The sequence below is a fragment of the Coprococcus sp. RTP21428st1_C9_RTP21428_210409 genome, assembly GCF_040227395.1.
In the GTDB taxonomy this organism is placed as follows: domain Bacteria; phylum Bacillota; class Clostridia; order Lachnospirales; family Lachnospiraceae; genus Coprococcus; species Coprococcus aceti.
In genome coordinates this window covers 1-14465 of sequence record NZ_JBEHVV010000071.1, presented here as the reverse complement: position 1 = coordinate 14465, position 14465 = coordinate 1, and the positions used below count along the sequence as shown (strand labels likewise).

The following is a 14465-nucleotide window of genomic DNA, read 5'->3' as shown; positions in this document are numbered from 1 at the left end:
GCATTGGATGGCTCCCATACATATACGATGTATCCGTCAACATTTTCCTGCTTATTCCACTTCAGTGTAAGTGAGCTTGTGTAGGCTGAAGTGAGCTTGAGCCCTGTAACCTCGCCTGGGTCGGTGGTTATGGCCTTGGCATCTGACAGAACGTGCCAGATGGTGTTGGTATCAGTTGTTGTGTATGCGCGTACCTTGTAGTTATATTTTGTGCCAGGATTGAGCTGGCTGTCGGTAACCTCGCAGTCGTCAGGAGAATTGGTCGTGGCAATCGTCTCGTAGCTGCCTGATGAACCGTTGCTTCTGTATACTCTGTATCCTGTTGCTGCAGGGATAGGTGACCATGAAAGTTTTACAGATGTAGGCGCTGTAACTGCAGCCGCAAAGTTCTCTATGGTATCAGCTATTGTAATGCCGGTACACTCTGCTGAGTAGGTTCCGTAGATGGCTCCTGAGCTCAATTTGTAATATCCGCGTACCTTGTATGTATACTTTTTACCGTCCTGAAGATTCTTATCTGTAAATGTAGTCGTTCCGGCACCCTTGGCAATTCCCACGGAGACGTATTTATCTTCGGAGCTGTCGTAACGTACTATCTGGTAAGCATAGACCTCAGGGATCTTCGTCCATGTCAGTGTGATAGTGGAGTCTGTGCACGCTGACTGTGTCAGAGATGAAGGCGCGGCAGGAGATTTGACATATCTGAAATTCATATCAGTTGCATTGCTGATTCCTGACACCTTGCCGACGTCGCTGTACTGCCAGTATGAATGTTTCACTGTGAGAGTGTCCGTGTCGTTGTACTGGGCATTCCATATAGGATATGACTGTGCGATCGAAGATGCGTTCATGTCGTCTGTGATGACAGTCTTGCTGGCGTAGATCATGCCTACGTAGCCCTTTGATTCAACTGCCGCACAGAATGCTTTTATGACATGTGTAGCTGCACTCTTGGAAAGGTGGGCGTTGTACAGACGACCGCTCAGACCTCCATCTTCCCATGCGTATTCATAATCCATGACAACGGGATAAGTTATGTTGTAGCCTGAGATCAGGTCGGTGGTGTATTTGGCTTCTGTCTTGGCCTCCGATGTGCTGATGGCCTGTGAGTAGAAGTACACACCCACGTCAACACCTGCATTCAGTGCATTTTTGATATTATCCTTGTATGTAGAATCGATGAAATATTTTCCTGAACCGTAGTAGCGTCCGCCCACACGTATGAATGCGTAGGATATTCCTGCGGCTTTAACCTTTTTCCAGTTGATGTTGTCGCCGTTCCACTCGGATACGTCTATGCCCTTGATGACTTTGTAGCCATCGAACATGGAAGAGTGGGTATATCTGGCACTCAGCGTAGCTATATCGCCGGTGGCGTTGTAATCGGATTGACGCTGGAGCTGTTTGATGGTTTCGGGATCGTTATTATACAACTCGTATATGTGATCGATCTCTGTACCGTCAAGCTCTGTGTAGTCGAAGTTTCCATCGTCCACCACCTGCTGTACATCCTCCCTCGTTGATGTAACGCTTATGTCGGACATGTCTGCGGCATAGGCTGTTTCGGGCACGTTGCCGGCAAATGCGAATACACTTATACCCAGAGCAGCGCCCAGAATTATCCTAGTAAATTTTCTGATAATCATGAATTCCTCCCGTTTTGTAAAAAGTTTTGAGCACAGTTTACATAATATAATGTACGCTATGAAAAGTCAATAAAACTGCACTGATTTGTTACGAATATATTACAAAATGCTTATTAAAATCCAGCTAAAACATAAAGCCTGAATGAAAAACAAGAAAAAAGTCGGTAAAGGTTGATGTTTTTCATATTAAATACATAAAGTCTATGTTATAATTAGCAGGCATATGAAATTTGGAGGACAATAACTGTTGGATGATAAAAAAAGAGTTGGATTTTTAGGCGCGTTGAAGAACATGTTCGTAGGTGTCGCAAAACCGGAAGCTTATTACAGAAATGGACGATTTGGACGGATGTCATCGGCGATGCTGATAACATTTATCATGAGCACACTGACTTATCTGGTGATATTCTTTATTCCATATAACCAGTTGTTTGGCGGCGGAAGGTTTGCGGACAGGATAGACCGGAATATGGAGGATTTTTCACTGACCGGAGATGGCTTTTACTACGATGGGACATTCGACTGGTCGGATGATGAGAACATGTCCTACATAAAGATCGACACATCGAAGACGAAAGTGGATGAAGCTGTTGCAAGAGACCTTGCTGCAGACGGCGGGTATCGTACCGTATTCATCATATCAGCGGATGAGATACTCACATATAACTCAGGAAGAACACAGATCATAAGATGTAAGGATATATATGAATCCCTGAATGAGACATATGGATTCAAGGCTGTTACAAAGCAGGATGTGATCAATCTCATAAATAAGCTCGACACACCAGTGCTTGTGCTTGCATGGGTATTGCAGATAATTGTTGGATTTGTGCTCACGTTGTTCTGGTCACTGCTCATAACGGTAGCGGGACTGATAGCGGCATCCATGAAGAAGATCGAGGTATCATTTGGCACTATTTACAAATCTGCCATATATATAAGGTTATTATGGTATTTCCTCATGATGGTCATTGCAACATACATATGGCCGGCGAAGAGAACGATGGGGATGCTGGCGCTTTTCATATCTGTGATATACATATTTGCCGCTGTATCACAGTATCATAAGAATAACCCGGATGACGATTCACAGGAAGATCCGGCACAGGTAGAACAGAATGATCTGGCGCAGGAATTTTCCCAGTATGAGCAAAGGTAAATAATTATAGAAGACACATTCAAATACAATATATAAAACAGTAGGAGGAGTATTCATATGAATTTGAGAAAGACAAAGATAATTTGTACATTGGGACCGGCGACGGACGATGATGAGGTGCTCAGAAAGCTCATGATCGAGGGGATGGATGTTGCCAGATTCAATTTTTCTCATGGTGATCATGCCCAGCACAGGAAGAACAAGGACAGAGTGGAGAAGCTTCGTGAGGAGCTTGGACTTCCGGTTGCAACACTGCTTGATACTAAGGGCCCGGAGATAAGAGTTGGGGACTTCAAGGAGGGCAAGGTTGAACTCGTAGAAGGACAGACATTTACACTGACGACAGAGGATGTGGTGGGCGACCAGGCAAAGGTATCCATTACATACAAGAATCTTGTGAACGATGTCAAGCCGGGAGATACCATACTCATCGATGACGGCCTTATAAATATGAAGATAGAGAAGGTTACTGATAAAGATATCGTGTGCCGCGTGGAGAATGGCGGACCTGTATCAAACCACAAGGGTGTAAATGTTCCAAGAGTTAACCTCACCATGCCATACATAAGCGATGTAGACAGGGCGGATATAATCTTTGGTATTGAGAATGATTTCGATTTCATCGCTGCATCATTTGTAAGATCAGCCGACGATATACTTGAGATCAGGAAGATCCTTGACGAGTATGAGTGTGACAATATCAATATCATCGCCAAGATTGAGAATATGCAGGGCGTTGACAATATAGACGACATAATCAGAGTGTCCGATGGAATCATGGTCGCAAGAGGAGATATGGGTGTTGAGATACCTCTTGAGGATGTGCCTATCATCCAGAAGATGATCATCAAGAAGGTATACAATGCGGACAAGCAGGTCATAACAGCTACACAGATGCTTGACTCCATGATGATACATCCAAGACCTACCAGAGCAGAGGCGACAGATGTTGCAAATGCCATATATGACGGAACAAGTGCAATCATGCTCTCAGGAGAGACCGCAGCGGGCAAGTATCCGGTTGAGGCTCTTCACACCATGAAGACCATCGCAGAGAGAGCAGAGCGAGACATAGATTACAACAAGAGATTCTTCAACAGGGATGCGGTGCAGAATCCTGATATAACGAGTGCTATATCACATGCGACATGTACAACGGCCATAGACCTTGCAGCGGCAGCCATCATCACTGTTACCAAGTCAGGAAAGACAGCGAGAATGCTCTCAAAGTACAGACCAAAATGTCCGATCATCGGATGTACCCCTGTTAAGAAGGTTGCCAGACAGATCAATCTTTCATGGGGAGTTCAGCCTCTTCTTATAGGTGAGGAGAACAACACTGACGATCTCTTCGAGCATGCTGTTGATGCGGCAAAGAAGCACGGCTATGTTAAGGACGGTGAGGTGACTGTAATCACCGCCGGAGTCCCACTTGGCGTGACCGGCACGACAAACCTGATAAAGGTACACGTTGTAGGACATATCCTTGTAAAGGGCTTCTCTATAAATGAGAGATCTGCAACCGCACCGCTCTGTGTATGCGAGTCAGAGGATGAGCTCATCAAGAACTATAAGGATGGAGACATAATCGTCATAAATGAGACCAGCAACAGAATCATGGATCAGCTCAAGACTGCATCTGCGATCGTGTGTGAGAAGAACGGGGGCAATTCACATGCTGCCATAGTCGGACTCAGCCGTGACATACCTGTTATCCTGGGTGCACAGAACGCGACCAAGATACTTAAGTCGGGCTCTATAGTTACTGTAAATGGCGAGGATGGAGTTGTAATTTCAAACTAGCACATGTAACAAATATGTAACAAAAAATAAATACAAACGTATAAAACAACGCCTCCTGTGTTGACAAATGTAATCATTATTGCTATACTACAATAGATTTGTAACAAAGATGTAATAATTGTTGCGTTAAGATCAGCACAGGAGGTTTTTTATAATGTCTAAAGCAAAGTCATTTAAGAAGACTATAGTTGTTGCTGCAGCGGCAGGAATGATGATCACCACTTCCATAGGAACGGTGAGCGCGGGACAGATATACAGCGATTCAACTGTAGGTATTTCATCTGCATTTGACAGATATGCTAACACCCTTGCGGGCAATGATAAAAACGCAGGCGATGCTGCAAAGGCGGCAACGTCCACAGATGCACAGAAGACTACAGCATCCGCAGGAAAGAATGTTGCGGAGGCCAAGAAGGACAAGACAAGCGAAGAGAATAAGGTGAAATATCCTGATTTCAAGGATAAGTGTCTTGTTGTCACCGAGGATTATGTGAATATAAGATCGGGAGCCGGAACTGATTCAGATGTAGTTGGTATCATAGGGAACAATGGAATAGCAACCATAGAGAAGAAGGGCAAGGAGTGGACCAAGGTCACATCAGGTGACTGTACAGGATACATAAGGAATGACCTGCTTCTTTTTGGAGATGATGCGGGAGCCTATGCCGAGGCGAACTGTCCGAAGCAGGTAACTGTCAATACAGAGACACTCAACGTAAGAACAGAGGCTGATGTGAACTCCGACTGTATAACACAGGTTGGATCAGGCCAGAGCTTTGATGTCATATCACAGGATGACAAATGGGTGCAGATAGCACTTGACGACGAGACGAATGGTTATGTCAGCACTGAATTTGTAGATGATACATATGCATTTGCAACTGCCAAGTCCATGGAGCAGATCCAGGCAGAGCTTGATGCGAAGGCTGCGGAAGAAAAGGCGGCAGAGGAGCAGGCAAGACAGGAACAGGAGAGCGCAGACGAGGCAGAAGCTGAGGACGCATCAGATGACAGCCAGAGCACAGAGGATGATTCCTACACGCCAGATCAGCCGGATACAGATTCTGCAGATCAGTCATCGGATACATCAGACGACACATCATCTGACAGCAGCGATTCAGACGATTCACAGAACAATGTAGTGGCACCGAGCGGCCAGACAGGAATAGACCTTGCGAACTTTGCAACACAGTTTGTGGGTAATCCATATGTATATGGCGGATCGAGCCTTACGGATGGAGCTGACTGTTCAGGCTTTGTCATGGCTGTATACGCTCAGTTTGGATATTCACTTCCACACTCAGCGGGAGCACAGTCACAGTATGGAACAAGAGTAGACACTTCAAGTCTTGAGCCTGGAGACATACTTTTCTATGGAGACAGCTCTATAGAGCACTGCGCTATATATATCGGAGACGGAATGATAGTACATGCCAGCACAGAGGAGACCGGTATCAAGATATCCTCTGCATTCTACAGAGATCCGCTCTGTGCAGTCAGAATCATAGGACAGTAGACAAGCTGTATATAATAGGGTATAATGAATACATTGAAGCGCACATGGTATACATGTGCGCTTTTTGTGTAAAATGGCGAAAACATGACAGCGAAAATAAACAAAGTTGTCAATATGCACATAAAAATACGTCAAATATATTGAAAAAAAGACTCGTTGTGGTATAATGGTCATATCAATTTGGATCATATCCAAAAAAGAAGGAGTTGGGCATCATGAATTACATAATCAGCGGTAAGAACATTGAAGTTACAGAAGGACTTAGAAATGCAGTACAGGACAAGCTCTCAAAGCTTGAGAAGTACTTTGCGGCTGATACTGGCGCACAGGTCACATTCAGCGTTGAGAAAGATAGACAGAAGATAGAGGTAACGATTCCTATGAAGGGACATATCATCAGAGCCGAGCAGGTTAGTGATGACATGTATGTTTCGATCGATCTCGTTGTAGAGGTTATTGAGAGACAGGTTACCAAGCATCGTAAGAAGCTCATTGACAAGGAGCAGAATGTAGCATACCTGAACGATGCATTTGTCGACGAGGACGTTGAGGATGATGACGATATCAAGATCGTGAGAACTAAGAAGTTCGAAGTAAAACCTATGTATCCAGAGGATGCATGTATCCAGATGGATCTGCTTGGACATAATTTCTATGTATTCAGGAATGCAGAGTCAGATGAGGTCAATGTCGTATACAAGAGAAAGGGCGGCACATACGGAATCATCGAGCCTGAATATTAAGATCAGATATTGGCAAAAGCACGGTTAATATAAGTGCCGATGATAATTGAATATAGTATTTTAAAGGAGACTTTCGGTTATAGAAGGTCTCCTTTTTGCTTGATATAAATGTCATATGATGTTAGAATGTACCCTGAATAACGATAGCTAGGAGGTCAAAAACAACATGGGTTTGTTTGAGAAAATATTTGGAACGCACAGCGAGAAGGAATTGAAAAAGATCAATCCTATAGTTGATGCGATAGAGGCACTCGACGAGAAGATGCAGGCACTTTCAGATGAAGAGCTGAGGGGCAAGACACAAGAGTTTAAGGACAGACTTGCTGCCGGCGAGACGTTAGACGATATATTGGTAGAAGCATTTGCGGTTGTGAGAGAGGCTGCATACCGTGTACTTGGAATGAAGCATTACAGGGTACAGCTCATAGGAGGAATAGTTCTCCATCAGGGAAGAATCGCAGAGATGAGAACGGGAGAAGGAAAGACACTTGTATCAACACTTCCTGCTTATCTGAATGCCCTTGAAGGAAAGGGTGTCCATGTTGTAACTGTCAACGACTACCTGGCAAAGCGAGATGCTGAATGGATGGGGCAGGTGCATGAATTCCTCGGACTTAAGGTAGGAATCATACTCAACAGTTCCACAACAGACGAGAGACGTGAGGCGTATAACTGCGATATTACATATGTTACCAACAACGAGCTCGGTTTCGATTACCTGAGAGATAACATGGTAATCTACAAGGAGAAGCTTGTTCTGAGAGATCTTCACTACTGTGTAATCGATGAGGTGGATTCAGTTCTTATCGATGAGGCACGTACTCCTCTTATCATATCCGGTCAGAGCGGCAAGTCTACAGAGCTCTACAAGATGTGTGATTACCTTGCGAGACAGATGAAGCGAGGTGAGGGTGATGGAGAGATATCCAAGATGGATATGCTCATGAAGACAGAGATAGAGGAGGATGGAGATTTCCTTGTAAATGAGAAGGACAAGTACGTCATGCTCACTGCAAATGGTGTGAAGATGGTAGAGCAATTCTTCCATATTGACAACCTCTCAGACCCTGAGAACATGGAGATCCAGCACAATATCATCCTGGCACTCCGCGCACATAACCTCATGTTCAGAGACAGAGATTATGTGGTGAAGGATGATGAGGTACTCATCGTTGATGAGTTTACCGGACGTATCATGCCCGGACGTAGATTCTCAGATGGTCTGCATCAGGCTATAGAGGCAAAGGAGAATGTAAAGGTCAAGAGAGAGAGCAAGACTCTTGCAACGATCACATTCCAGAACTTCTTCAACATGTTTGACAAGAAGGCAGGTATGACAGGTACAGCCCAGACAGAGGAAGAGGAGTTCAGAGAGATCTATGGAATGGACGTTGTTGTCATTCCTACGAACAGACCTATACAGAGAATAGATCAGCCGGATTCTATATTTAAGACTAAGAAAGAAAAGCTCAATGCGATCGTTGAGCAGATTAATATAAGTTACAGAAAGGGACAGCCGGTGCTTGTCGGTACGATCAATATCGACGCATCAGAGGAACTCAGTCATATGCTGTCCAAGAGAAAGATACCTCACAAGGTGCTCAATGCCAAGTTCCACGAGCTTGAGGCTGAGATAGTTGCAGACGCTGGACAGAAGAATGCGGTAACCATCGCGACTAACATGGCAGGACGTGGTACTGATATCAAGCTCGGCGAGGGTGTTGCAGAGCTCGGAGGACTCAGGATCATCGGTACAGAGAGACACGAGAGCAGACGTATCGATAATCAGCTCCGTGGACGTTCAGGACGACAGGGAGATCCGGGAGAGTCAAAGTTCTATCTGTCACTGGAAGATGATCTGATGAGACTTTTCGGATCAGAGAGAGTTATGTCAGTGTACGATACCCTTAAGATACCTGAGGGCGAGGAGATAGAGCATAAGACTATTTCCAACTTCGTAGAGAAGGCACAGAAGAAGATCGAGGGTAACAACTTTGCCATAAGAAAGAATCTTCTTGAGTATGACCGTGTTAACAACGAGCAGAGAGAGATCATTTACAAGGAGCGTAGACGAGTTCTTGACGGCGAGAACATGCACGAGGTTATCCTCAAGATGATAAAGGATGATATAAATGCAGCAGTAGATCAGGTATGCTCATCAGAGACAGCACCTGAGGATTGGAATCAGGTAGAGCTGGATGACATGATAAGGGGCATAGTTCCATTTGCTGAGCCGGTTACACTTACCGAAGAGGAGATCAAAAAGGCAGATATCAGCGAGCTGAAGGACAGACTGTACAATGAAGCTCTTGAGCTCTATGCTGCCAAGGAGGAAGAGATCGGTGATCCTGATCAGATGAGAGAGATCGAGCGAGTTATACTCCTCAAGACTATAGATAGAAAGTGGACAGATCATATCGACGACATGGATAATCTGAGACAGGGAATCGGACTTAGATCACTTGGCCAGAGAGATCCTGTTGTAGAATACAAATTCGCAGGATATGACATGTTCAATGACATGACAGCAGCGATCCGTGAGGATACTGTAAAGCTTCTTCTCAGAATAAAGGTTGAGCAGAAGATTGAGCGTGAAGAGGTGAATAAGGTTACAGGAACCAATAAGGATGACACAGTGTCAAGGGGACCTGTAAAGAAAGCCAAGAAGATAGGCAGAAATGATCTCTGTCCATGCGGAAGCGGTCTGAAGTATAAGAACTGCTGCGGTAAGAACGCATAAATACGTGATACAGGAGAAACCAAGTGATAGAATTGGATGAGTTCAGGGCGACGATGGCCTCCTATAGGGATCCCTTGGGGGAGGTCAAGTCATCCCTTGACATTGAAAACAAGACAGACAGAATAGCAAAGCTTAATTATGAGATGGAACAGCCGGATTTCTGGGATGATATCGACAGATCCCGTGAGGTATCGAAGGAACTGAAGGGACTTCAGGATCTGGTTGACAACTATAAGAAGCTTGAGAATGACTATGTGGATATAGATACACTGATCCTGATGGCGGAGGAGGAGAATGATCCGAGTCTTGTGCCTGAGATAGGGGAGCAGATAGATATATTTACGAAGGAATTTGAGGAGTATAGGATAAATCTTCTCTTCACTGACGAGTTTGATGACTGTAATGCGGTACTCACACTCCATTCAGGAGAGGGCGGAACGGAGTCCTGCGACTGGGCGAGTATGTTGTACAGAATGTATACCAGATGGGCAGAAAAGCACGGCATGAGTGTTGAGGTGCTCGATTTCCTTGAGGGCGATGAGGCTGGTATAAAGTCTGTGACCATTCAGATAAATGGGCAGCATGCGTACGGATATCTCAAGTCAGAGAAGGGAGTGCACAGACTGGTAAGAATATCACCATTCAATTCGGCCGGCAAGAGAATGACTTCGTTTGCATCCTGTGATGTCATACCGGATATAGAGCAGGATTTGGAGATAGAGATCAGGGATGAAGATATAAGGATAGATACCTACAGATCGAGCGGTGCAGGTGGCCAGCATATCAATAAGACATCATCGGCCATCAGAATCACACATTATCCTACCGGTATAGTTGTTCAGTGCCAGAATGAGAGATCACAGCTCATGAACAAGAATAAGGCTATGCAAATGCTGAAGTCCAAACTTTATCTTTTGAAGAAACAGGAGAATCTGGAGAAAATTTCGGACATCCGCGGAGAGTTAACTGACAATGGTTTTGGAAGTCAGATAAGATCGTATGTGCTCCAACCGTATACCATGGTCAAGGATAAACGTACAGCATACGAGAATTCCAATGTATCGGCGGTTCTCGATGGAGATCTTGATGGATTTATGACAGCCTATCTCAAATGGGTGAATAAGGTTGAGGTGTAGCAGCACATGAGAGTCATTTGATGATAAGAAATTAGTCTTTGACAATGACGCTTTATACTGATAAAGTAATGACGTACTAAACTTGCATTATTATGCAGAAAAAGGAGATAAGAAGGAGATAAAAACATGGTGAATATAGCAGTATTAGGTTATGGTACAGTGGGTTCAGGAGTTGTGGAAGTGATTAACACCAACCATGATATTGTTAACAAGAGAGCTGGACAGGAGATAAACGTTAAGAGAGTGCTTGATCTCAGGAAGTTTCCTGGGGATCCTGTCGAGAACATTCTCACCCATGATTTTGAAGATATACTTAACGATGATGATATAAGCGTCGTTGTGGAGGTTATGGGAGGTGTTGAGCCTGCATATACATTTGTCAAGAAGTGCCTGCTTGCCGGAAAGAGTGTGGCAACCTCCAACAAGGAGCTTGTGGCCGTTCATGGACCTGAGCTTATAAAGATTGCCAGAGAGAGCAATATCAATTTCTTCTTTGAAGCATCAGCAGGCGGTGGAATTCCTGTTATAAGACCACTTAACACATCCATAACTGCGGATGATGTTACGGAGATCACAGGAATACTCAATGGTACAACGAATTACATCCTAACCAAGATGGATAAAGAGGGGGCTGACTATGCGACAGTGCTGAAGCAGGCACAGGAGCTCGGATATGCGGAGCGCAATCCTGAGGCTGATGTAGAGGGTGGCGATGCGTGTAGAAAGATAGCTATACTTACATCTCTCGTATATGGCAAGAACCTGGATTACAACAGGATACATATGGAGGGAATAACCAGGATAACAACAGATGATTTCAAGTATGCGGATAAGATGGGTTACTCTGTAAAACTTGTCGGAACAACCAGAAAAACAGACGGCAAGCTATATTCATATGTTGCCCCGGTCATGCTTCCACATGACAATCCGCTGGCAAAGATAGATGATGTATACAATGGCATACTTGTACATGGTAATGCACTTGACGACGTAATGTTCTACGGCAAGGGCGCCGGAAAGCTTCCAACAGCGTCTGCGGTTGTATCAGACGTTATTGATGCAGTGAAGAATGCGGGAAGACATGTTCCTATCATATGGGAGGACGAAGAACTTGAGATGGGTACATTTGCGGACTCAGAGAGCAGATTCTTTGTCAGAACAGATGAGAAGAATGAGGCTGCCATCAAGGCGGTATTTGGTGATGTTGAGTATGTCGATTCTGATCTCGATGAAAAGGCATTTGTTACAGCAGTGATCACAGAGGGTGAATTTGAGGCATGTTGCAATAAGATTGGTGTCAAGAGTGCTCTTAGAGTGCTGGATTAGTACAATATTATTCAATGACCTTGCAATCCTAGTCGAATTGCGGTATTTTACAAAAGGCTTATTTCTTTTTACCGGACCGCTCCGGTGAAGAGTTAAATATACAAATTTTCAAATGAGCGATCAGGAGGACAATATGTTAATAGTAAAGAAGTTTGGTGGTACTTCTGTTGGAAATACCGAAAGAATCTTTAACGTGGCCAAAAGATGTATTGAGGACTGGCAGAGGGGGAACGACGTAGTCGTAGTTCTGTCTGCGATGGGTAAATACACAGATGAGCTGATAGATATGGCTAAGCAGGTAAATGAGAATCCACCTAAGAGAGAGATGGATATGCTTTTTACAATAGGTGAACAGATGTCCGTATCGCTTATGGCTATGGCTATGAATTCTCTTAAAGTTCCTGCAATCTCTCTGAACGCATTCCAGGTGGCAATGCATACAACTTCAGTGTATGGCAATGCGCGTCTGAAGAGAATCGATGTTGAGAGAATAAGACATGAGCTGGAGCAGAGAAAGATAGTTATTGTCACAGGATTCCAGGGAATTAACAAGTATGACGATTACACAACTCTTGGTCGTGGTGGTTCAGATACAACAGCTGTTGCACTTGCAGCGGCACTTAACGCTGATGCGTGTGAGATATATACAGATGTGGATGGAGTATATACAGCAGATCCACGTAAGGTAAAGACCGCACGTAAGCTGGATACGATAACATACGATGAGATGCTTGAGCTTGCTACACTTGGAGCAGGCGTTCTGCACAACCGTTCAGTTGAGCTTGCAAAGAAGTTCGGTGTTCAGCTGGTTGTTCGTTCAAGTCTCAATTTTTCAGAGGGTACAATAGTTAAGGAGGATACTGGAATGGAGAAGATGTTAGTTAGTGGAGTTGCAGCGGATGCGGATTCAGCGAGAGTGGCAGTTGTAGGATTAGAGGACACACCGGGTGTTGCATTCAAGCTTTTCAACCTGCTTGCAAAGAATGACATCAATATAGATATGATACTGCAGTCAGTAGGAAGACATGGAACAAAGGATATTACATTCACATGTAGTGATGAGAATGCAGACAAAGCAGAGGAGATCATCAAGAACAACATAGGCAAGTTTGAGAGCATAGATGTCAACAAGAATGTTGCAAAGGTTTCTATCGTTGGTGCAGGAATGCAGTCAAATGCAGGTGTTGCAGCCAAGATGTTCGAGGCTCTTTATGATGAGAACATCAACATCAGAATGATCTCAACATCAGAGATCAGAGTTACAGTTCTCATCGACGAGCAGTATACAGAGCGCGCAATGAACGCGATCCATGACAAGTTCGCACTCGGCGATCGTTAATTCTAACAGAATCATATGAAGTTCTGTTCTGCAGGACCTTACAATATACGCCGGGGGAAACTCCGGCGTAAATTATCATAAGGGGGAACCGCCGTTAAGGCGGGGGATTCCTTATGATGAAGCAGACGCCGCGCGAAGCGCTTTTCATGCGGCTGCACCCGTATAAGGCGGGAACATAAAAGAATTTGAAAGGAGTCAGGGTATGAAGAGAACAGATTACATATCGTGGGATCAGTATTTTATGGGCATTGCGATGATGTCGGCAGAGAGAAGCAAAGACCCGTCAACGCAGGTTGGTGCGTGTATAGTGGACAAGAACAACAGAATTCTGTCCATGGGATATAATGGTATGCCGGCAGGATGCGACGATGACACAATGCCGTGGGGAAAGTCCGGAGCCCCGCTTGACAACAAATATTTCTATGTATGCCACGCGGAGCTGAACTCTATTCTTAATTACAGAGGTGGCAATCTCAAGGATGCGATCATATATTCTACTCTGTTCCCGTGCAATGAATGTGCCAAAGCTATTATTCAGTGCGGTATAAAGGAAGTAGTGTATATGTCAGACAAGTATGCGATGACAGAGAGCACCATAGCCTCCAAGAAAATGTTTGACATGGCTGGTGTTGCATACAGACCATTTGAAGCAAAAGGCAGGAAGATCACGCTCAATCTTTAGAGGTAACAGAATAGTTCCGGAATACCGGAGAGAACACATATGTATGACAGACAGGAGAGAATATGGTCATAGAGAGTAATAGCAAGGAAGAAACCTACAATGCAGGAGTGCGGCTTGGACAGAATGCAGCTCCTGGCCAGGTGTACTGTATATATGGAGATCTGGGAGTTGGCAAGACGATAATATCCCAGGGGGTGGCAGCTGGACTTGGAATCACTGAAGTGGTGAACAGCCCGACTTTCACTATTGTGAAGGAGTATGACGAGGGCAGATTGCCTCTGTATCATTTTGACGTGTACAGGATCGGCGATGTAGACGAGATGGATGAGATAGGCTACAATGAGATGGTGTATGGAGATGGAGTATGTCTTATAG

The 14465-nt window shown here is 44.6% G+C and carries 11 protein-coding genes; 10 read left to right on the top strand and 1 reads right to left on the bottom strand.

Annotation, left to right across the window (positions count from 1 at the left end; all coding sequences use genetic code 11):
* A partial coding sequence (locus ABUA34_RS11730; protein ID WP_349823370.1) for a GH25 family lysozyme occupies window positions 1-1646 on the bottom strand: 1646 nt, incomplete at its 3' end.
* A gap of 247 nt (window positions 1647-1893) precedes the next feature.
* Here ABUA34_RS11730 and ABUA34_RS11725 point away from each other — a divergent pair.
* From ABUA34_RS11725 to tsaE, 10 genes are all read left to right on the top strand, one after another.
* Window positions 1894-2805 carry a DUF1189 family protein gene (locus tag ABUA34_RS11725; RefSeq protein ID WP_349823369.1) on the top strand — a complete coding sequence of 304 codons (912 nt, stop codon included), beginning with the start codon at window positions 1894-1896 and terminating at the stop codon, window positions 2803-2805.
* 57 nt (window positions 2806-2862) lie between these two features.
* Window positions 2863-4608 (top strand): pyruvate kinase, encoded by a 1746-nt coding sequence (gene pyk / locus ABUA34_RS11720; protein ID WP_015533853.1) that lies wholly within the window; start codon window positions 2863-2865, stop codon window positions 4606-4608.
* 154 nt (window positions 4609-4762) lie between these two features.
* Window positions 4763-6124 carry a C40 family peptidase gene (locus ABUA34_RS11715; protein WP_349823368.1) on the top strand — a complete coding sequence of 454 codons (1362 nt, stop codon included), beginning with the start codon at window positions 4763-4765 and terminating at the stop codon, window positions 6122-6124.
* 215 nt (window positions 6125-6339) lie between these two features.
* A complete protein-coding gene (hpf, locus tag ABUA34_RS11710) occupies window positions 6340-6867 on the top strand; it encodes a ribosome hibernation-promoting factor, HPF/YfiA family (RefSeq protein ID WP_022215810.1) in 528 nt (175 codons plus the stop codon).
* A 166-nt stretch (window positions 6868-7033) separates the two neighbouring features.
* Complete coding sequence (secA, locus tag ABUA34_RS11705) at window positions 7034-9607, top strand: preprotein translocase subunit SecA (RefSeq protein WP_015533855.1); 2574 nt, start codon at window positions 7034-7036, stop codon at window positions 9605-9607.
* A 23-nt stretch (window positions 9608-9630) separates the two neighbouring features.
* Window positions 9631-10743 carry a peptide chain release factor 2 gene (gene prfB, locus ABUA34_RS11700; RefSeq protein ID WP_161171985.1) on the top strand — a complete coding sequence of 371 codons (1113 nt, stop codon included), beginning with the start codon at window positions 9631-9633 and terminating at the stop codon, window positions 10741-10743.
* A gap of 126 nt (window positions 10744-10869) precedes the next feature.
* Window positions 10870-12069 carry a homoserine dehydrogenase gene (locus tag ABUA34_RS11695; protein WP_015533856.1) on the top strand — a complete coding sequence of 400 codons (1200 nt, stop codon included), beginning with the start codon at window positions 10870-10872 and terminating at the stop codon, window positions 12067-12069.
* A 133-nt stretch (window positions 12070-12202) separates the two neighbouring features.
* Window positions 12203-13408, top strand: a complete 1206-nt coding sequence (locus ABUA34_RS11690; RefSeq protein WP_022215807.1) for an aspartate kinase — start codon at window positions 12203-12205, stop codon at window positions 13406-13408.
* A gap of 202 nt (window positions 13409-13610) precedes the next feature.
* Window positions 13611-14090, top strand: a complete 480-nt coding sequence (locus ABUA34_RS11685) for a deoxycytidylate deaminase (protein WP_015533858.1) — start codon at window positions 13611-13613, stop codon at window positions 14088-14090.
* 62 nt (window positions 14091-14152) lie between these two features.
* Window positions 14153-14465: tRNA (adenosine(37)-N6)-threonylcarbamoyltransferase complex ATPase subunit type 1 TsaE (tsaE, locus tag ABUA34_RS11680; RefSeq protein WP_349823367.1), on the top strand; the 313-nt coding region annotated here is incomplete at its 3' end.

Bases quoted from the DNA above. Each gene is read 5' to 3' on its own strand.
- ABUA34_RS11695 (WP_015533856.1), top strand. From the start codon at position 10,870: ATGGTGAATATAGCAGTATTAGGTTATGGTACAGTGGGTTCAGGAGTT.
- secA (WP_015533855.1), top strand. From the start codon at position 7,034: ATGGGTTTGTTTGAGAAAATATTTGGAACGCACAGCGAGAAGGAATTG.
- ABUA34_RS11685 (WP_015533858.1), top strand. From the start codon at position 13,611: ATGAAGAGAACAGATTACATATCGTGGGATCAGTATTTTATGGGCATT.
- ABUA34_RS11690 (WP_022215807.1), top strand. From the start codon at position 12,203: ATGTTAATAGTAAAGAAGTTTGGTGGTACTTCTGTTGGAAATACCGAA.
- hpf (WP_022215810.1), top strand. From the start codon at position 6,340: ATGAATTACATAATCAGCGGTAAGAACATTGAAGTTACAGAAGGACTT.
- ABUA34_RS11715 (WP_349823368.1), top strand. From the start codon at position 4,763: ATGTCTAAAGCAAAGTCATTTAAGAAGACTATAGTTGTTGCTGCAGCG.
- pyk (WP_015533853.1), top strand. From the start codon at position 2,863: ATGAATTTGAGAAAGACAAAGATAATTTGTACATTGGGACCGGCGACG.